The organism is Microbacterium sp. KNMS, from assembly GCF_053851835.1.
Map to the genome: position 1 here is coordinate 47,942 of NZ_JBSQBP010000014.1, position 18,719 is coordinate 66,660.

An 18,719-nucleotide genomic window follows, 5' to 3' on the forward strand; every position below is an offset into this window, starting at 1 on the left:
GCGCGCGAGAATGGAGGGGATGCCCACCACTGCCCGACCCGTCATCGCGATCGTCGGCGGCGGACCCCGCGGGGTCTCGCTGCTCGAGCGGATCGGCGCGAACCTCCCTCGCGGCGCCGCGCTCGACGTGCACCTCATCGACGACACGCAGATCGGAGCCGGCCGGATCTGGCGCACCGACCAGCCGCGCGAGCTGTGCATGAACACGCTCGCCGACGCCGTGACGCTCTTCACGGACGACGCCGCGAGCATCGCCGGCCCGATCCGCCCCGGCCCGACCCTCTACGAGTGGTGCCAGCTCGTCCGGCACGGCGCTCACGGCGGCGCGGATGCCGTCGTCTCGCGCATCCCTGAGGCGCACGCCGCCGCCTTCGCCCGTGTGCCGGTCCGTCCCGGCCTCCCGGATGAGTACGGCGCCGAGCTGCGCGCGCAGCGCCCGGAGTCGCATCCGTCGCGCGCCCTCTACGGCGAGTACATCGCGTGGTGCCTCGCGCATGCGAAGGCGACCCTCCCCGCTGGCGTGTGCGTCCACGAGCACGTCGCCCGCGTGGTCGGCGCCCGGCGTCACGACGGGCGCGACATCCTCGACCTCGGCGATCGGGAGATCACGGCCGACGCGGTCGTCGCGGCGACCGGATGGCTCGAGCGCACGGTAACCGCCGAGGAACGCAGGATCCTCGGTGCGGTCGACGCGCACCCCTCCCTCATCTGGGTCCGCCCCGACTCGCCCGCCGATCAGTCCCTCGACAGGGTGCCCGACCGTGCCGAGGCGATCGTGCGGGGGCTCGGCATGGGCTTCTTCGACGCCATGGCCCTGCTGAGCGTCGGGCGCGGCGGGCGCTTCGCCGACGACGCCGGCGCTCCGGGCGGCCTCCGATACGAGCCGTCGGGGCGCGAGCCCCTGCTCCACGTGACGTCGCGGCGCGGAGTGCCGTTCCGCGCGAAGACGCTGTACGGCTCCCTCCCGCCGCGGGCTCCTCAGCACCACCTCCGCGCCGTCGACTGGACGGCTGTCCCCCGCCCCATCGACTTCGACGGACGTGTGTGGCCGCTCATCCTGCGCGACGCGTTCGCCGACTACCACACGACGCTCGCGCGCGTGAAGCCGGAGGCCGTGGATCTCCGCGCGGCCCTCGACGCCATCCGCTCCGCTCCGCTCGAGGCGACGGGCGCCGCGACCCGCGAGCGGATCGCCGTGCTCGCCGACGCGGTCTCCCCGTTCGTCGCCGATCCGGACGATCGGCTCGACCTGGCGGCGGCCATCCTGCCGGGCGAGGGCGCCACGTGGGCGTCGCCTGCGGAGTACGCGTCCTGGGTCGAGCGGTTCGTCCTCGACGACCTCGCCGAGGCCGAGCGCGGCCTCGACAGCCCGCTCAAGGCGGCGCTGTGGTCGATCGCGTCCGCCCGCGGCGTGGTGAGCCGCATCGGCGCGTTCGGCGGCTTCGACGCGGAGTCCCGCGCCGCGGGGTTCCGAGCCCTGATGACGGTCGGCGGGATGGTCGGATCGGGGCCGCCCGCGTTCCGCAGCCGGCAGCTGCTCGCCCTCATGCGCGCGGGCATCGTGCGCTTCATCGGCCCGGGCGCCGCTGTGACGTCCGCCGACGGCGCGTTCCACGCATCCTCGCCCGCGGTCTCCGGCTCCGGGGTCTCGGCCCCCGTGCTCGTGGACGCGTGGATGCACGCCCACGACGTGGCGGAGACCGCGGACCCGCTCGTCCGCTCGCTCGCGGCGGACGGCAGGGTCCGCCCGTTCGAGGCGCCATCCCGGGCGTCGGCCGGCGTGGCGACCGGCGGATTCGACATCGAGCCCGCCACGGGGCGCCTCGTGCACGCCGACGGCACCGTCGACCCGTCGTTCCACGTGGCCGGCATCCCGATCGACGAGACCATGCACGACGCGATCATCAGCCCGATGCCGCGCACCGACCCCACCATGCTGCGCGAGACCGATCGCGTCGCACGGTCCCTCATCGCCGCGGCCGCGGCATCCGACCACGGGAGCACGACATGACCGAGAACCGACCCGTCGCGATCGTCACGGGAGCCACCGGCGGGATGGGCACCGAGATCGTGCGCGACCTCGTCCGCACGCACCGCGTCATCGCACTCGGACGCCGCGACGACGCGCTCGCGGCGCTCGCGGCCGAGACCCACGCCGAGCCCCGCCGCCTGGACGTCACCGACCGCGACGCGCTCGCCGCTCTCTCTTCCGACCTCGACCGCGTCGATGTCCTCGTGCACGCCGCCGCGGTGGGCGACCACATCTCGGTCGAGGACGCGACGGAGGACGACTGGCTGCGGATGCTGTCGACGAACGTCGTGGGGCCCGCGCTCCTCACGCGCGCTCTGCTGCCCCAGCTGCGCGCGAGCGCGGCGACCGTCGTGTTCATCGGCTCGGGAGCAGGTACGCGGCCGGTGCCCGGCAGTGCGGTGTACACGGCGTCGAAGCACGCCCTCCGAGCCGTCGCCGACGTGCTGCGCCTCGACGAGGAGAGGCACCGCATGCGCGTCGTCACGATCGCACCCGGCCAGACCGACACGCCCATGCTGCGCGCCGGGATCCCCGCCGAGAGCTACACCGCCGAGCGGTACATCCGCCCCGCGACCGTCGCGGCGTCGGTCCGCTACGTCGTCGACCTGCCCGCCGACGCGCACATCACGGATGTGGCGCTGCGCCCGCGCCAGGAGATCGCACGCCTGTGAACGCGGAATGGGAGAAGCGGGTCGCGGCCGTCTGGGCCGACGACGACGAGTCCACCCTCGTCGGGCGGATGGCCGCGGTCGCGGCCGATGCGCCGCATCCCGCGCTCGCGGCGTTCGAGCTGGGCGGCGCGCACGACAGCGTCGGCCGCGAGGAGGAGGCCCTCGAGCTCTACGAGCGGGCTGCCGCCGCGGGGATCGCGGACCTCGACCCCGATCGGGCCGCGCAGCTCGCGATCCAGCGCGCATCGACGCTGCGCAACCTCGGCCGCGCCGACGACGCGATCGCCCTCCTCGAGGCCGCGCCTGCGCACCCCGCGACGGGTGCCGCGCGGGAGGTGTTCCTCGCCCTCGCGCTGCACAGCGCGGGCCGCGACGCGGAGGCGCTGCGCACGGCGATCGAGGCGCTCGTCCCGTCGCTGCCGCGCTACCGCCGCTCGGCGGCAGCGTATGCGCGGGAGCTCACGGGCGAGTGAGCGGCCTCATGCGGAGACGATCCGCCAGCGTGCGCTGATCTTCGGGAAGCGGCTCCTCGTCGCGCGCAGCAGCCCGAGCAGTCCGCTGCGGTTCGCCCCGAAGTCGTTCGCGCCGAGCACATCGAGGATGCGCAGGATGTCGGCGGTGTGCACGAGCTGGTCGTTCACGAGCCGCGTCACGGCGCCGTTCGCGTCGGTGGCCCACAGGGCGTCGCCGCCATGGTCGCACACGAACGACAGCAGGGCTCGGCAGCGCAGCGCGGGCAGGAGCTCGCGCGGATGCGCCTCCTCGTCGCCACCGCTGCGGAATCCCCCGTCCTCGTCGCCGTGCGTCATGACGACGAGGAGCTCGGCAGGCTCGGCGAGAGCCTGGACGAACTGGTCGACGTCATCGCAGGCGACGAACTCGAGGCGTGACGATGCGCGCAGCGGCCGCACCGCCTCGCGGACCTTCCCGGTGCTGTCGTCGTGATCGAACACCACCATCCGGATGGGCGCGTGGGCTCTCGTGGCGATGCTCATCTGCCCATCGTGTCAGGTCGGCGCGCGGCGCGCGTGCGCGAACGAGCGCCCCGGCCGGTTGGGGGTGGTCCGGCCGGGGCGCCCTTCTCTCTCCCACGGATTCCTCTCCCGAGAATCCGAGCACGGGCTCCTCTCCCAAAGAGCCCGAGTCAGAGGCGGCGAGTCAGAACTCGAAGCCGCCGAAATCTCCTCCGAAATCTCCGAAGCCGCCCATGTCGGCGGCGCCGGCGTCCGACGCGGCGTCGCCGCCCGAGGCGTCCTCCCCGCCCGCGAAGGACGGCGCGAAGAAGGCGCTCACGAGCGCCGAGCCGACGACGTAGCCGGCGACCGTCCCGAGCAGGGATCCGCCGACGATCGTCCCGAGTCCCGGGCCCTGACGGCCGCCGCCCAGCGTGCGCTCCATCGTGCCAGGGTTGAGGTACTCGGCCCGCGTGGCGGCCCGTGCCATCGTCGCGGGATCCGCATTCGCAGGACGCTCCTGCGGGGGCAGGGTCTGCGACAGATCCGCCAGGACCTGCTGCCGCTGAGCCTCGGTGAGCCGGCCGAACGCCTCGGCGTGCACCTGCTCGATCGTCTCGGGCGGGGCCGTGCGGAGGAGGTAGCGGTAGCGCTCGACGGCGATCTCGTCCTCGCTCCGGCCCGCGGCGCTCGGCGGAGGCGGAGTGGTGTCCGTCGTGTACGAGCGCGAGGTGGGCCGCCCGTCGGCGTCGATCGTGCCGAAGGCGGTCGTCTGCGGAGGCGGGGTCTGCGCGTAGCTGCGCGTGCGATCCTGATCGACGGAGGTCGAGGAGCGCTCGTCGCCCATGACGTCGCGCGCAGCCTGCCTGATGCGGTCGAGGAATCCCATGATCAACCTCCTGTCGGGGTTCGTGATCCGAAGATAGCGCCCCTGGCTCCGTGCCGCGTGTCCCTTCTCTATGCGTCCGCTGTGCGCGCTCGCGGGCCGTGCCCTTGTCCTCCCCCGCCGGCGGCGGTACGGTGACCGCGTCCACCGCCACCCGCTGTGAAAGGACCGCCATGCCCCACGGAGACATCACCCACATCGACATCCCGGTGTCCGACCTCGATCGCGCCGCGGCGTTCTACGGCGAGCTGTTCGGATGGGAGATCTCGGCGCCTCCGGGCTTCGAGGAGTACCCCATGTGGCAGGCGCCGAACAAGATCTCGGGCGGAGGGCTCGCGCCGCGCAGCGCGGACTTCACGCAGCCGCGCTCGTACGTCGAGGTCGACTCGATCGACGACGTGCTGACGAAGGCGCAGGCCGCCGGCGCGACGGTCGTCATGGAGAAGACGCCGATCACCGAGACGAGCTGGTGGGCCGTCTTCCGCGATCCGGACGGCAACGACATCGGACTCTTCGAGGGCGTCGTCGGCATGTAGCCGGCGCGCACGACAAAGGGCCGGCTCCCGAAGGAGCCGGCCCTTTGTCGTGTGATCGCAGCGTCAGCGGATCAGATCCGCCGCGTCAGCGGGATTCAGCGACCGGAGAGCTTCTCGCGCAGAGCGGCGAGAGCCTCGTCGTCGGCGAGCGTGCCGGCGCCGGTCGACTCGCTCGAGAAGGTCGGCGCGCCGAACTCCTCGCCGGCCTCGGCCTCGGCCTCGAGGGCCTTGGCGACCTGGGCCTTGTGCGACTCCCAGCGAGCCTGAGCGGCAGCGTACTCCTGCTCCCACTTCTCGCGGGCCTCGTCGAAGCCCTCGAGCCACTGGCCGCTCTCGGGGTCGAAGCCCTCGGGGTACTTGTACTCGCCGTTCTCGTCGTACTCGGTCGCCATGCCGTACAGCGCCGGGTCGAACTCGGTGCCGTTGGGGTCGACGAGGTCGTTCGCCTGCTTGAGCGAGAGCGAGATGCGACGGCGGTCGAGGTCGATGTCGATGACGCGGACGAAGACCTCCTCGCCGACCGAGACGACCTGCTCGGCGAGCTCGACGTGCTTGTTCGAGAGCTCCGAGATGTGGACGAGGCCCTCGATGCCGTCCGCGACGCGGACGAACGCACCGAACGGCACGAGCTTCGTGACCTTGCCCGGCGTGATCTGGCCGATCGCGTGGGTGCGGGCGAAGACCTGCCAGGGGTCCTCCTGCGTCGCCTTGAGCGAGAGCGAGACGCGCTCGCGGTCGAGGTCGACCTCGAGGATCTCGACGGTGACCTCCTGGCCGACCTCGACGACCTCGGAGGCGTGCTCGATGTGCTTCCACGACAGCTCGGAGACGTGCACGAGGCCGTCCACGCCGCCGAGGTCGACGAACGCACCGAAGTTGACGATCGACGAGACGACGCCCTTGCGGACCTGGCCCTTGTGCAGGTTGTTGAGGAACTGCGTGCGCGTGGCCGACTGCGTCTCCTCGAGGAGCGCGCGGCGCGAGAGCACGACGTTGTTGCGGTTCTTGTCGAGCTCGAGGATCTTCGCCTCGATCTCCTGGCCGAGGTACGGCGTCAGGTCGCGCACGCGGCGGAGCTCGATGAGCGACGCGGGGAGGAAGCCGCGCAGCCCGATGTCGACGATGAGACCACCCTTGACGACCTCGATGACCGTGCCGGTGACGACGCCGTCGTTCTCCTTGATCTTCTCCACGTCGCCCCACGCGCGCTCGTACTGCGCACGCTTCTTCGACAGGATCAGACGGCCTTCCTTGTCCTCCTTCTGGAGGACGAGGGCCTCGACGTGGTCGCCGACGCTGACGACCTCGTTGGGGTCGACGTCGTGCTTGATGGAAAGCTCGCGCGAGGGGATGACGCCCTCGGTCTTGTAGCCGACATCGAGGAGGACCTCGTCGCGATCGATCTTGACGATCGTGCCGTCGATGATGTCGCCGTCGTTGAAGAACTTGAGCGTCTTCTCGACCGCGGCCAGGAAGTCCTCAGCAGAGCCGATGTCGTTGATCGCGACCTGCTTGGTGGCCGGGGCGGTCGTTGCGTTAGTCATGTAGTGGGTTGTCCTTGTTGAGGGATGATCGGGCCTCGCGACTCGGATGCCATGGGCCTGCTGGCCGACGCACGGCACCTCGGATGAGCCGAGGCAGTGGATTGGATTGTGCTGTCCCACGCTACGCGGCACTCGGCGGCACGCCAAGAGCGCGCACGCGCGCGACAGTCAAGGTTATCAGATCGCGATGTCCGCGGCCACGCGGCTACGATGACCTGCGCGGCCGACCGGGCCGCACGCGCCGGCGCCGGGCCGGCGCTCCGCGACGGCCGATCGGGATCCCGATGACATTCCTCCGCCTCCCCCTCCTCGCCTGGATCGTCATCGCGATCGCGCTGGGCATCGTCACCGGGCCCGTCATGCCGGAATGGCTCGGCAACGTCTTCCTCACCTACAACTCGGTCTTCTCGGGCCTCCTCGGATTCTCGGTCCCGCTCATCATCATCGGGCTCGTCACCCCCGCGATCGCCGAGCTCGGACGCGGCGCCGGCCGGTGGCTCGGCCTGACCGCGGCGATCGCGTACGCCTCGACCATCCTCGCCGGCCTCCTCGCCTACGCCGTCAGCCGGTGGATCTTCACCCCCGTCATGAGCGACCGGAGCCTCGAGGCCCTCACCGAGGGCAGCGGCTCGGGGCTGACGCCGTACTTCACGGTCGCCTCGAGCCCGAGCGGGTCGCCCACCGAGATCGTGCTGCCGCCCGCTCTCGAGGTGATGACGGCGCTCGTGCTCGCGTTCGTCGTCGGCATCGGGCTCACGGCCATCCGCCCGTCGATCCTCCTCAAGGCGGCGGTCGAGTTCCGCACGGTCATCGAGTCGCTCATCCGGCACGTCATCGTGCCGGCGCTCCCCCTCTACATCTTCGGCATCTTCATGGATCTGGCGCGCAGCGGCGAGGCGGTCGACGTCGTAGGCCGCTTCGTCGTGGTCGTCGCGGTGTCCTTCGGGCTCACGCTCGTCGTGCTCCTTCTCCAGTACGCGGCCGCGGGCGCGATCGCGGGCGTCAACCCGCTCAGGGCCCTCTGGAACATGCGCGACGCCTACGGCACGGCGCTCGGCACCTCATCATCGGCCGCAACCATCCCGGTCACGCTCGAGTCGGTCAAGCGCAATCGCGTGAGCGACGCGGTCGCGGGGTTCGTCGTGCCGCTGTGCGCGACCATCCACCTCTCGGGCTCGATGGTGAAGATCACCTGCTTCTCGATCGCGATCCTGCTCATCACGGGCGGGCCGGTCGAGCTCGGGTCTTACCTGCCGTTCATCCTCATGCTCGGTGTCATGATGATCGCGGCCCCCGGCGTCCCCGGCGGCGCGATCGCCGCGGCCGCCGGCCTGCTCACGAGCATGCTCGGCTTCGGCGAGACCGAGGTCGGCCTCATGTTCGCGCTGTACATCGCACTCGACAGCTTCGGCACGGCGACGAACGTGACCGGCGACGGCGCGATCGCACTCGTCATCAACAGGCTCGCGCGGGGCAGGATCGGCGAGGACTCGGAGCAGCAGGACGCCGTCCGCGCCTGAGCGGCAGAGGGCGCGCGCTCGACGCGCCCGAGGATGTCCGACCCCTCGCGCACAATGCCGGTATGGACACCCTCCTCGTCATCGCCATCGCCGTGATCGCCGCGGCCCTCGCCGGCGCGCTCGGCTTCGTCGTCGGCCGCCAGCGCGGGAACGCGTCAGACGCCGAGCAGCGCGCGGAGCTCGGCGCCGCCCGCCTGCGGATCGAGAGCCTGCAGCGCGACGTCGCGTCGGCACGCGCGGAGACCGCGGCGCGCGTCGCGGAGGAGCGCACGCGCGCAGCCGAGCGGGTCGACGAGCTGCGCGCCGACCAGAAGCGCCTCGCCGACGAGTTCGACGCGCTCAGCCGGCGCGCGCTCGAGGCCAACACGCGGAGCTTCCTCGCGCAGGCCGAGGAGCGCCTCACGCGCAGCCAGAGCGAGGGCGCGGCCGAGCTGCGCCGACGGCAGGAGGCGGTCGAGCGGCTCATCGCCCCCATCCGCGAGACGCTCGACACCGTCAAGACCGAGGTGTCGACCGCCGAGAGGGCGCGGCTCGAGGCGAACGCGGCCCTCGCGGAGCAGCTCGCGCACATGCGGCGCTCGTCGGAGGCGCTCGGCTCGGAGACCCGCAACCTCGTGAACGCGCTGCGCGCTCCTCAGGTGCGCGGCCGGTGGGGCGAGCTCCAGCTGCGGCGGGTCGTGGAGGCCGCCGGCATGCTCAACCACGTCGACTTCGCCGAGCAGTCCCACCATGTCACCGACGACGGAGCGCTCCGGCCCGACCTCGTCATCCACCTCGCGGGCGACAAGCGCGTCGTCGTCGACTCCAAGGTCGCGTTCAGCGGCTACCTCGAGGCCATGGAGGCGACCGACGACGCGGTGCGCGCGCAGCGACTGCAGGCTCACGCCCGCCACCTCCGCAAGCACATCGACGACCTCGGCGCGAAGGAGTACTGGGACGCGGTGGCCGGGTCGCCCGAGTTCGTCGTGATGTTCGTCCCCGCCGAGCCCTTCCTCGCCGCCGCCCTCGACGAGGACGCGACACTGTACGAGTACGCGTTCGAGCGCAACGTCGTGATCGCGACTCCCTCGACGCTCGTCGCCCTGCTGCGCACGGTGGGTCACGCGTGGCGACAGGACCAGCTCGCACAGGAGGCGCAGCAGATCTTCCTCGTCGGCAAGGAGCTGCACAAGCGCCTCGGCACGCTCGGCGCGCACCTCGCGACGCTCGGGAAGCGCCTGAACGCCACCGTCGAGGCATACAACCGCTTCGCCGGATCGCTCGACCGGAACGTCGTGACCCAGGCGCGCCGCTTCAGCGCCCTGCAGGGGCTCGACGAGGTCCTGACGGAGACGGCGCCTGTCGAGGCGCTCGCGATCGCGCCGCAGAAGGCCGACCTCTACGCCGACGAGCCGACGGCGTCGTTCGCGCCCGAGGCGATCGCGCAGGTGCGCGAGGAGCGCCTCTGACCGCCCCTCTTGACGACGCCCATGGGCGTCGCTAGCTTTCGAGAAACCGGTTACTGCACGACGACGTGCCCGGTGCGCCTGCACCGCCGGTTCCTCGAAGGAGAGCGAACATGCCCTGGAGACATCCTCGACGACACCCCTCCCCGATCGCCGTCGGCGTCCTCGCGACCGTCGTCGGCGCATCCCTCCTCGCGGCGCCCGCGCACGCCCAGCCGAGCGCCGCCCCCGCAGCGGAGGGCGCGCCGGCGCCTGCGGTTCCCGTGGAGCGGCAGACGCTTCCCGCGGGCGACGGATGGGCCTCCCTCGACGGCGGGACGACCGGCGGGGCCGACGCGCCGGCCGACCGCGTGATCGACGTCCGCACCCGCGACGAGCTCGTCGCGGCCGTTGCGGGCGACGAGCCCAAGATCGTCCGGGTCGTCGCGGACATCGACGCGAACACCCGCGCCGACGGCACGCGGATCGCGTGCGAGGAGTACGCACGAGACGGCTACTCGCTCGACGCGTACCTGGCGGCATACGACCCCGCGGTGTGGAGCGGCCCTGCGAAGGGGGCGCTGGAAGACGCGCGCAAGGCGTCCCAGGCGGCGCAGCGCGCGCAGATCGAGGCCCGCATCGGCTCGAACACGACGGTCATCGGCGTGGGCGACGTCGCGCTCACGGGATTCACCTTCCAGGTGTCGGGTGTCGACGACGTGATCATCCGGAACCTCCGCATCTCCGACGCCTACGACTGCTTCCCGACGTGGAACGGCGAGACCTGGAAGACCGAATGGGACAACCTCGTCGTCTCGGGATCGACGCACGTCTGGCTCGACCACCTCACCCTCGACGACGGCGACACGGTCGACGCCGATCAGCCGGTCCACTTCGGCGAGCGCTTCCTGCGGCACGACGGCCTGCTCGACGTCGTCCGCGCGGCCGACCTCGTCACGATCTCGTGGAGCCGGATGCAGGGGCACGACAAGTCGCTCCTCTGGGGCAACGGCGACGATCGCATCACCGACCGCGGCGCGCTGCGGGTCACGCTGCACCACAACGAGCTCGTCGACCTCAACCAGCGCGCTCCCCGCGTGCGCTTCGGGCAGGCGCACGTGTACGACAACACCTACCGGGTGACCGACCCCGGCCACTACATCTACTCGTGGGGCGTTGGCGTCGAATCGAGCATCATCGCGCGCGAGAACACCTTCGAGCTCGCCGAGGGAGTGACCCCCGACCGGATCATCGGCCACTTCGGCGGCACCGGCATCGACGCCGCGGGCACCTGGGTGAACGGCGCGGAGGTCGACGTGCTCGCGGCCTACAACGCGGCGAACCCGGATCTGCCCCTCGCGGGCGCCGTGACCGGGACCGCCGGCCCGCATGGCCCGATCCAGCCCGCGGAGGTCGCGGCCCGCGCGGTCGCCGAGGGGGCCGGCTCCGGCGTCCTCGAGACCTGGCGCGACCCGCTCGACCCCGCGCATGCGGGAGCGGATCTGCTCGCCGCGATCGGCGCGCCGGCCGATGCGACCGCCGACGGGCCGGTGTGGGCGCCCACGGCGACCGGCTTCGCCTCGCTCCCGTCGCCCGAGCGGCCGCAGGGCACGACGGGCGGAGCGGGCGGCGCGACCGTGACCGTGCGCACGGCCGATGAGCTCACCCGGCACGCGGCCGCGCGCCATCCGCTCGTCATCCTCGTCGAGGGCGCCATCGAGGTCCCGTTCGGCGAGATGATCGAGGTCGCCGACGACAAGACGATCGCGGGAGCCGACGCCGATGCCGCGCTCGTCGGCGGCGGCCTCCTCCTCAAGGGCTCGTCCAACGTCATCGTGCGGAACCTCTCCTTCCGCGACTCGTACGTCCCTGGCGACTGGGACGGCAAGACCCTCGAGAACGACAACGACGGCATCCGGATGGATGCCGCGACGCACGTGTGGATCGACCACAACGACTTCGCGCGCCTCGGCGACGGCCTCGTCGACGTGCGGAAGGGGTCGACAGCGGTGACGCTCTCGTGGAACACGTTCTCCGACCACAACAAGACGGTCGGGATCGGATGGTCCGAGGAGGTCGCGACGGAGATCACGCTGCACCACAACCGCTTCTCGAACACCTACCAGCGCAACGCGAGCATCGGCGGGGCATCCGCCGCGCACGCGTACAACAACCATCTCGAGGGCACGGGGAGCTACGGCATGCTCGCCCGCGAGGGATCGCAGGTGGTCGTCGAGCAGAGCTACTTCGAGAACGGCGAGGACCCCATCGTGGCCTACGGCGACGGCTCGGCCGTGGACTCCCGGGACAACGTGTTCACCGGCACCCGCGGCCGACGCGACGACACCGGCCCGACGTTCGAGCCCGCCGATCGCTACGCGTACCACCCCGACCCCGCTCGGGAGATCCCCGCGATCCTCGCCGCGCATGCGGGCTCGCTCGGCGACGAGGAGGCCGTCGGCGAGTCGGTCACGGTCGCGCTCGACGGCACGGGCGACTTCGCGAGCGTGAGCGCTGCCGTGGGCGCCGCCGCACGCGCCGATCATCCCGTCGAGGTCGTCGTGCAGCCCGGCGTGTACCGCGAGGTCGTCCGGATCTGGCCGGACGCCGACGGGCTCACGATCCGCGGCGCGACGGGCATCGCCGAGGACGTCGTGATCACGTACGATCTCGCGGCCGGGCAGCAGAAGTTCTACGGCGGCACGCAGGGGCACACCGGCTCGCCCACCGTCTCCGCGATGGCCGACGACGTGACGCTCGCGGACCTCACGGTCGAGAACGCCTACGACGAGGCCGCGAAGGGGCAGAGCCAGGCGCTCGCACTGCGCACGGTCGGCGACCGCACGGTGCTCGACGGCGTGCGCCTGCTCGGCAACCAGGACACGTTCCTCGCCGACACCCCGCACATCACGCAGACCTCGCGCGTGTACGTGACCGACTCCTACATCGAGGGCGACGTCGACTTCATCTACGGACGCGCCACGGCGGTGTTCGAGGACAGCCGGATCCACTCCCTCGACCGCGGCCAGACCGTGAACGGCTACGTCGCGGCGCCCTCGACCGCGGCGGGGGTCGCGGGCTTCCTCTTCCAGGGCAGCCGGTTCACCTCCGATGCGGCCGCCGGCACGGTGTTCCTCGGTCGACCGTGGCACCCGAGCAGCAACCCCGACGTCGACCCGTCGATGGTCGTCCGCAACTCGCACCTCGGTGCGCACATCTCCACGCCGGCATGGACGGACATGAGCGGATGGCGGTGGCAGGACGATCGGTTCGCCGAGTACCGGAACCGGGGCGACGGGGCCGCCGTCGCGGGCGCCGAGGGTCGACCACAGCTGACGAAGGAGCAGGCTCGCGCGCACACGCGGGAGGCGTACCTTCAGGGCGACGACGGCTGGAGCCCCTGGCTCTGAGCGCGGGTCGGCGGTGCGGGAGTGTCCGACGACGCTCCCGCACCGCCTGACGCATGCACGATGATGGAGGGACACCGCGCACGGCGCTGCCGTCCGCCCAGCCATCGAGGAGGCGCTCGTGACCGACGACAGCACGCCCGACATCCCTCCGGCTCCCGCGTCGCCTCCCCCGCAGCCGCCGTCGGCAGCGCCGACACCGCCCCCGGCTCCGATCCCGCCGTACGCGGCGCCGCCCGCACCGCCCTACGGCGCTCAGCCCTACGGCGCTCAGCCGGCTCCGCCCTATGGCGCACAGCCGGCTCCGCCCTACGGCGCTCCGCCCTACGGTGCTCAGCCCGCACCGCCCTATGGCGCTCAGCCCGCACCGCCCTACGGCGCTCCGCCCGCACCGCCCTACGGCTCGCCTTACGCCGCCTACGGAGCGCCGCCATCCGCCCCGCGTCCCCGACCCGGCATGGCCCTCGCGATCACCGCGATCGTGCTCGCGGGCGTCGGCTTCGTCTTCGCCCTCATCCCCGTCGTCACCGGCCTGTCGTGGCTGTTCCTCATCGCCGCGATCGTCGTGGCGATCGTCGCCCTCGTCCGCAGGGCGGAGGGCAGGGGCCTCAGCATCGCCGCGATCGTCGTCGCGGTCGCGGGCGGGATCGCGTCGATCGTCGTCCTCGTCGTGTCGGTCTTCGCCGCCGTGGGCTCGTTCATCTCGTCCCCGCCGGCACTCGGCCCGACCGATCTGTACGAGCCGCCCGCCGAGTCGATCACCGTCGACATCGAGACGGCCGAGACCGCCTTCGGCCGTCTGCGGGGCGACGACGACTACTGGTGGTACGTCGCGGTGCTCGAGGTGCCGCAGAGCGACGTCGCATACGAGTACGCGTTCCTCGACGTCGAGGCGCGCACGGCCGACGGCGACGTGCTCGACGCCGGCTCGACGCCGCGCACGCTGCTGCCGGGCACAACCGTCGTGACGGGATACTTCGAGGCCGCCGATGAGGAGATCGACGGCATCGAGGTGATCGACCCGGTCGTCGAGGAGTACGACGAGGCGCCCATCGAGGAGTACGGTCCCCTCGTCGTCGGCGAGCTGACCGACGTGTCCGACGAGTACTCGACGGCCGTGGAGGGCGTCGTGACCACGGAGGGCACGGCCGACATCGACCTCGCCGAGGTGATCGTCCTCGCGCGGGACGCCGACGGTGCGATCTTCGAGGTCACAACGGCTTACCCCGACGCGGCCGTCACCGCCGACGAGGGCGCTCCATTCGAGGCGCTCTTCACCGAGGTGCACCCCGCGGGCACCACCTACGAGGCGTACGCCGCCGCCTTCTGATCCGCGAAGGAGAACCCATGCCCCCCACCGGCGCATCCCCCGACGTCCTCGTCGTCGGAGAGGCCCTCGTCGACATCGTGCACCGCGCCGACGGCACCGTCGACGAGAAGCCGGGAGGGAGCCCCGCGAACGTCGCGATCACCCTGGGACGCCTCGGCCGCCGCCCGCGTCTCCTCACGCATGTCAGCGACGACGACCGCGGCCGCCTCGTGCGCGCGTGGCTCGAGGACTCCGGCGTCGAGGTGACCGGGCGCGCGGCCGCACGGACGTCCACCGCGACGGCCTTCCTCGATGCGACCGGCGCCGCGCGCTACGCGTTCGCGATCGAGTGGGATGTCGACGCCGCGGGCGCGGACATCCCGGGCGCCGTCCACGTCGGATCGATCGCGACGACGCTCGCCCCCGGCGCCGACGCCGTGCTCGCCCTCGTCGAGCGCGCCCGCGGCCGCGCGCTGGTGACGTTCGACCCGAACATCCGCCCGAGCCTCGTGACGGACGCAGACGACGTCCGCCGCCGCGTCCGCGCGCTCATCGAGCACGCGGACGCGGTGAAGGCGAGTGACGAGGATGTCGCCTGGCTGCATCCCGGAGCCGACCTCGAGGAGGTCGCACGTGCCTGGGTCGCCGCGGGACCCGCGCTCGTCGTGATCACCTCCGGGGCCGAGGGAGCGCTCGCGGCGACCGCGAGCGGGGTCGTGCGGGTCCCCGCGCCGCGCGTCGATGTGGTCGACACCGTCGGAGCCGGAGACACCTTCATGGGCGCACTCGTCGACGGCCTGCTCGATGCGGGCGCGTCCGGGTCGCGCGCGCGAGAGACGGTCGCCGCGCTCGACGGCGCGCGCCTGACGTCCCTCCTGCGGCGCAGTGCCGACGCCGCCGCGGTGACGGTGTCGCGCCCCGGCGCCGACCCGCCGACGCGCGCCGAGCTCGACGCCCGGGGCTGATCACCCCTCGGGCAGCGCAGCGGCCTTCGCGCGCAGCACGTCGCGCTCGCGCTCGTTCGCCGTCCGTCGCGCCGCCTCCTCGAGGGCCTCGCGCGCCTCGGCGTTCCGGCCGAGGCGCGCGAGGAGCTCACCGCGGACCGACGGCAGCAGGTGCGAGCCGGCGAGAGCGCCCGACCGGTCGAGCTCGTCGACGATCCGCAGCGCGCTGGCCGGGCCGGTCGCCATCGCGACGGCGACCGCCCGATTCAGCTCGACGACGGGCGAGGGGGCCAGGCGCGCGAGCGCCTCGTAGAGGAGGACGATGCGCTCCCAGTCGGTCGACTCGACCGAGGTCGCGATGTCGTGGCACTCGGCGATCGCCGCCTGGAGAGCGTAGGCCCCGCGCCCTCGCCCGAGCGCGTCCGCGCGGGCGAGCGCGGCCCTGCCGCGGGCGATGAGCTGCCGGTCCCACCGCGTCCGGTCCTGCCGGGCGAGCAGCACCGGCTCGCCGTCGGGGCCGAGTCGCGCGGGGAACCGCGTGGCCGTGAACTCCATGAGGGCGACGAGGCCGTGCACCTCGGGCTCGCGCGGCGCGAGCTCCGCGAGCACGCGGCCGAGTCGGAGCGCCTCGTGCGCGAGATCCGCGCGCAGCCACCGCTCGCCCGAGCTGGCGACGTGCCCCTCGTTGAACACGAGGTAGAGCACGCTCAGCACCGTGCCCATCCGCTCGGCGAACTCCTCCCGCCCCGGCACCTCGAACGGCGCCTTCACGGCCGCGAGGGTCTTCTTCGCGCGCACGATGCGCTGCTGGACGGTCGCGACGGGCAGGAAGAAGGCGCGCGCGATCTCCTCGGTCGTGAGACCGCCGACGACGCGGAGGGTCAGCGCGATCTGCGCCTCGCGCGAGAGCGCGGGGTGGCAGGCGATGAACACGAGCCGCAGCACGTCGTCGTCGATCTCGTCGGGATCGTACGGCTCGGTGTCCGCGTCGGCGCTCTCGATCTCGCGCGCGATCGCCGCGTAGCGCTCGTCGAGCCGCTCGCGCCGCCGCCATCCGTCGATCGCCCGGCGCTTGGCGACCGCGACGAGCCAGGCGCCCGCGTTGGCGGGGACCCCGTCGCGCGGCCACTGCTCGAGCGCTGCCGCGAGGGCGTCCTGCGCGAGGTCCTCGGCAGTGGCGAAGTCGCCCGTGAACCGAGTGAGCGTCGCGACGATGCGGGCCGACTCGATCCGCCACACGGCCTCGACGCTCCGGCGCGCGGATGCCGCCGCGCGCGATGCGCGCGCGGCGGCATCCGTCGTGTCGCTCATGGGATCACTCGGTGCCGAGCTGCTCGCGCCACCCGGCCTCCTTCTGGATCCACTCGTTGTCGGCGGGGAAGTCCTCGACGCCGCTGATGCGGCGCACCTCGAGCTTGCTGCCGGGGCCGAGCGGCGCGCGCTTGGCCCACTCGACCGCCTCCTCGATCGTCGGCACGTCGAGGATCCAGAAGCCGTTGAAGAGCTCCTTCGTCTCGCCGTACGGGCCGTCGGTCGCGACCGGCGGCTGGCTCGAGAAGTCGACGACGACGCCCTCTGCGGCGTCCGTGAGCCCCTCGCCGCCGGCGAGGACGCCGGCCTTCATCATCGACTCGTTGTAGGCCCCCATCGCCGCGATGATCTGCTCGAAGGGGATCTCCTTCGACGCGGCGAGAGCCTCGTCGGTGTCGCGCATGATCAGCATGTACTTGCCCATGATGTTCTCCTCGGTCTGGTGCGAAGGCCGCCTCTCGACCCTCTCACTGACGCGTCGAACGAGCCAGACGCAGATCGACATGCGGGCGGAGAAAGTTCGAAAAAAGATCGGCCGCCGCCCCTCGTGAGGGCGGCGGCCGGGTCGGTCGGGTCGGGAGATCAGCGCGCGGCCGAGCCCTCGACGTAGTCCGAGTCCTGCTGCTTCCATGCGAACAGGGCGCGGAGCTCCTTGCCCGTGGCCTCGATCGGGTGCTGCTGCTCCTTCTCGCGCAGACCGAGGAACTCGGGCGCGCCCGCGTCCTGGTCGTCGATGAAGCGCTTGGCGAACGCGCCCGACTGGATGTCGGCGAGCACGGCCTTCATGTTCTCCTTGACGTGCGCGTCGACGACGCGCGGTCCCGAGACGTAGTCGCCGAACTCCGCCGTGTCCGAGATCGACCAGCGCTGCTTGGCGATGCCGCCCTCCCACATGAGGTCGACGATGAGCTTGAGCTCGTGCAGCACCTCGAAGTAGGCGATCTGCGGCTGGTAGCCGGCCTCGGTGAGCACCTCGAAGCCCGCCTGCACGAGGTGGCTCATGCCGCCGCAGAGGACGGCCTGCTCGCCGAAGAGGTCGGTCTCGGTCTCCTCGGTGAACGTGGTCTTGATGACGCCGGCGCGCGTGCCGCCGATCGCCTTCGCATACGAGAGGGCGACATCCCAGGCCTGGCCCGACGCGTCGCGCTCGACCGCGATGATGTCGGGGATGCCGCGGCCGGCCGCGAACTCGCGGCGCACCGTGTGGCCGGGGGCCTTGGGCGCGACGAGGATGACGTCGACGCCCTCGGGAGCGTCGATGTAGCCGAAGCGGATGTTGAAGCCGTGCGCGAACGCGAGCGTCTTGCCCTCGGACAGGTTCGGCGCGATCGACTCGGCGTAGATCGAGCGCTGGTGCTGGTCGGGCGCGAGGATCATGATGAGGTCGGCCCACGCGGTGGCGTCCGCGACGTTCTTGACCTCGAAGCCCTCCTCCTGCGCCTTCTGCGTCGACTTCGACCCGTCCTTCAGCGCGATGACGACCTCGACGCCCGAGTCGCGGAGGTTCTGCGCGTGCGCGTGGCCCTGCGAGCCGTAGCCCACGATCGCGACCTTCTTGTTCTGGATGATCGACAGGTCGGCGTCTGCGTCGTAGAGGATCTCGGTGCTCACTGTATTTCTCTCCTTGGATGGGGTTCGTCGCGGGCGGCGCACCGCCGCCCGAGGTTCTGATCAGCCGCGCAGGACGCGCTCGGTGATGGACTTGCCGCCGCGGCCGAGGGCGAGCAGCCCCGACTGCGCGAGCTCCTTGATGCCGAAGGGCTCGATGGCCTTGAGGAAGGCGTCGACCTTGCCCTGGTCGCCCGTGATCTCGATCACGAGCGCGTCGGGCGCGTAGTCGACGACGTTGCCGCGGAAGAGGCTCACGACCTCGAGGACGTTCGACCGGGACGCGTTGTCGGCGCGCACCTTCACGAGCATGTGCTCGCGCTGCACCGACGCCGTGGGGTCGAGCTCGACGATCTTCACGACGTTGATGAGCTTGTTGAGCTGCTTCGTGACCTGCTCGAGCGGGAGGTCGTCAACGTCGACGACGACCGTGATCCGGGAGAGCCCGGGGATCTCGGTGACGCCGACAGCGAGGGAGTGGATGTTGAAGCCGCGTCGGGCGAACAGGCCCGCGACGCGGGTGAGCAGACCGGGACGGTCCTCGACGAGCAGGCTCAGCACGTGGGACGACATG

Annotated in this window: 16 protein-coding genes; 9 read left to right on the plus strand and 7 right to left on the minus strand. The window is 72.0% G+C overall.

Going from position 1 to position 18,719, the window contains the following annotated elements:
- Window positions 1-19: 19 nt before the first annotated feature.
- The 3 genes from ACWXWW_RS10265 to ACWXWW_RS10275 are packed head-to-tail and all read left to right on the plus strand — an operon-like array spanning window position 20 to window position 3,176.
- Window positions 20-2,011, plus strand: coding sequence for an FAD/NAD(P)-binding protein (locus tag ACWXWW_RS10265; RefSeq protein WP_455969820.1), 1,992 nt, complete (start codon window positions 20-22; stop codon window positions 2,009-2,011).
- Window positions 2,008-2,703 (plus strand): SDR family oxidoreductase, encoded by a 696-nt coding sequence (locus ACWXWW_RS10270; protein ID WP_271174025.1) that lies wholly within the window; start codon window positions 2,008-2,010, stop codon window positions 2,701-2,703. Before ACWXWW_RS10265 ends, ACWXWW_RS10270 begins: the two co-directional genes overlap by 4 nt.
- A complete protein-coding gene (locus tag ACWXWW_RS10275) occupies window positions 2,700-3,176 on the plus strand; it encodes a tetratricopeptide repeat protein (protein WP_455969821.1) in 477 nt (158 codons plus the stop codon). Before ACWXWW_RS10270 ends, ACWXWW_RS10275 begins: the two co-directional genes overlap by 4 nt.
- 6 nt (window positions 3,177-3,182) lie before the next feature.
- On the opposite strand, the gene ACWXWW_RS10280 is transcribed toward ACWXWW_RS10275, so the two are convergent.
- Window positions 3,183-3,698, minus strand: a complete 516-nt coding sequence (locus tag ACWXWW_RS10280) for a hypothetical protein (protein ID WP_455969822.1) — start codon at window positions 3,696-3,698, stop codon at window positions 3,183-3,185.
- Window positions 3,699-3,861: 163 nt separating this feature from the next.
- Entirely contained in the window at window positions 3,862-4,545 is a 684-nt protein-coding gene (locus ACWXWW_RS10285) for a hypothetical protein (RefSeq protein WP_455969823.1), read from the minus strand.
- A gap of 170 nt (window positions 4,546-4,715) precedes the next feature.
- Here ACWXWW_RS10285 and ACWXWW_RS10290 point away from each other — a divergent pair, with 170 nt between their 5' ends.
- On the plus strand, window positions 4,716-5,078 hold the full coding sequence (locus ACWXWW_RS10290; protein ID WP_455969824.1) for a VOC family protein: 363 nt from the start codon (window positions 4,716-4,718) through the stop codon (window positions 5,076-5,078).
- A 95-nt stretch (window positions 5,079-5,173) separates the two neighbouring features.
- On the opposite strand, the gene rpsA is transcribed toward ACWXWW_RS10290, so the two are convergent.
- Complete coding sequence (gene rpsA, locus ACWXWW_RS10295; protein WP_271174021.1) at window positions 5,174-6,622, minus strand: 30S ribosomal protein S1; 1,449 nt, start codon at window positions 6,620-6,622, stop codon at window positions 5,174-5,176.
- Window positions 6,623-6,906: 284 nt separating this feature from the next.
- Between rpsA and ACWXWW_RS10300 the strand changes: the two genes are divergently transcribed.
- The 5 genes from ACWXWW_RS10300 (at window position 6,907) to ACWXWW_RS10320 (ending at window position 15,247) form a co-directional block, all read left to right on the plus strand.
- Window positions 6,907-8,142 (plus strand): dicarboxylate/amino acid:cation symporter, encoded by a 1,236-nt coding sequence (locus tag ACWXWW_RS10300; RefSeq protein ID WP_455969825.1) that lies wholly within the window; start codon window positions 6,907-6,909, stop codon window positions 8,140-8,142.
- Window positions 8,143-8,204: 62 nt separating this feature from the next.
- Window positions 8,205-9,590, plus strand: a complete 1,386-nt coding sequence (rmuC, locus tag ACWXWW_RS10305; RefSeq protein WP_455969826.1) for a DNA recombination protein RmuC — start codon at window positions 8,205-8,207, stop codon at window positions 9,588-9,590.
- Window positions 9,591-9,700: 110 nt separating this feature from the next.
- Window positions 9,701-12,976 (plus strand): pectinesterase family protein, encoded by a 3,276-nt coding sequence (locus ACWXWW_RS10310; RefSeq protein WP_455969828.1) that lies wholly within the window; start codon window positions 9,701-9,703, stop codon window positions 12,974-12,976.
- 118 nt (window positions 12,977-13,094) lie between these two features.
- On the plus strand, window positions 13,095-14,303 hold the full coding sequence (locus tag ACWXWW_RS10315; RefSeq protein WP_455969829.1) for a hypothetical protein: 1,209 nt from the start codon (window positions 13,095-13,097) through the stop codon (window positions 14,301-14,303).
- A 17-nt stretch (window positions 14,304-14,320) separates the two neighbouring features.
- Window positions 14,321-15,247, plus strand: coding sequence for a carbohydrate kinase family protein (locus tag ACWXWW_RS10320; protein ID WP_455969830.1), 927 nt, complete (start codon window positions 14,321-14,323; stop codon window positions 15,245-15,247).
- Here the strand turns inward: ACWXWW_RS10320 and ACWXWW_RS10325 are convergent, their stop codons facing one another.
- From ACWXWW_RS10325 to ilvN, 4 genes are all read right to left on the minus strand, one after another.
- Window positions 15,248-16,537 carry an RNA polymerase sigma factor gene (locus tag ACWXWW_RS10325; protein WP_455969831.1) on the minus strand — a complete coding sequence of 430 codons (1,290 nt, stop codon included), beginning with the start codon at window positions 16,535-16,537 and terminating at the stop codon, window positions 15,248-15,250.
- Window positions 16,538-16,541: 4 nt separating this feature from the next.
- Window positions 16,542-16,961 (minus strand): YciI family protein, encoded by a 420-nt coding sequence (locus tag ACWXWW_RS10330; protein WP_271174014.1) that lies wholly within the window; start codon window positions 16,959-16,961, stop codon window positions 16,542-16,544.
- A 158-nt stretch (window positions 16,962-17,119) separates the two neighbouring features.
- Window positions 17,120-18,148, minus strand: a complete 1,029-nt coding sequence (ilvC, locus tag ACWXWW_RS10335; protein WP_271174013.1) for a ketol-acid reductoisomerase — start codon at window positions 18,146-18,148, stop codon at window positions 17,120-17,122.
- 60 nt (window positions 18,149-18,208) lie between these two features.
- Window positions 18,209-18,718, minus strand: coding sequence for an acetolactate synthase small subunit (gene ilvN, locus ACWXWW_RS10340; RefSeq protein ID WP_455969832.1), 510 nt, complete (start codon window positions 18,716-18,718; stop codon window positions 18,209-18,211).
- Window position 18,719: the final 1 nt, after the last annotated feature.

Bases quoted from the DNA above. Each gene is read 5' to 3' on its own strand.
- ilvN (WP_455969832.1), bottom strand. From the start codon at position 18,718: ATGTCGTCCCACGTGCTGAGCCTGCTCGTCGAGGACCGTCCCGGTCTG.
- ACWXWW_RS10320 (WP_455969830.1), top strand. From the start codon at position 14,321: ATGCCCCCCACCGGCGCATCCCCCGACGTCCTCGTCGTCGGAGAGGCC.
- ACWXWW_RS10330 (WP_271174014.1), bottom strand. From the start codon at position 16,961: ATGGGCAAGTACATGCTGATCATGCGCGACACCGACGAGGCTCTCGCC.
- ACWXWW_RS10270 (WP_271174025.1), top strand. From the start codon at position 2,008: ATGACCGAGAACCGACCCGTCGCGATCGTCACGGGAGCCACCGGCGGG.
- ACWXWW_RS10265 (WP_455969820.1), top strand. From the start codon at position 20: ATGCCCACCACTGCCCGACCCGTCATCGCGATCGTCGGCGGCGGACCC.
- ACWXWW_RS10325 (WP_455969831.1), bottom strand. From the start codon at position 16,537: ATGAGCGACACGACGGATGCCGCCGCGCGCGCATCGCGCGCGGCGGCA.
- ACWXWW_RS10285 (WP_455969823.1), bottom strand. From the start codon at position 4,545: ATGGGATTCCTCGACCGCATCAGGCAGGCTGCGCGCGACGTCATGGGC.
- ACWXWW_RS10290 (WP_455969824.1), top strand. From the start codon at position 4,716: ATGCCCCACGGAGACATCACCCACATCGACATCCCGGTGTCCGACCTC.
- ACWXWW_RS10310 (WP_455969828.1), top strand. From the start codon at position 9,701: ATGCCCTGGAGACATCCTCGACGACACCCCTCCCCGATCGCCGTCGGC.
- ACWXWW_RS10300 (WP_455969825.1), top strand. From the start codon at position 6,907: ATGACATTCCTCCGCCTCCCCCTCCTCGCCTGGATCGTCATCGCGATC.
- ACWXWW_RS10280 (WP_455969822.1), bottom strand. From the start codon at position 3,698: ATGAGCATCGCCACGAGAGCCCACGCGCCCATCCGGATGGTGGTGTTC.
- rpsA (WP_271174021.1), bottom strand. From the start codon at position 6,622: ATGACTAACGCAACGACCGCCCCGGCCACCAAGCAGGTCGCGATCAAC.
- rmuC (WP_455969826.1), top strand. From the start codon at position 8,205: ATGGACACCCTCCTCGTCATCGCCATCGCCGTGATCGCCGCGGCCCTC.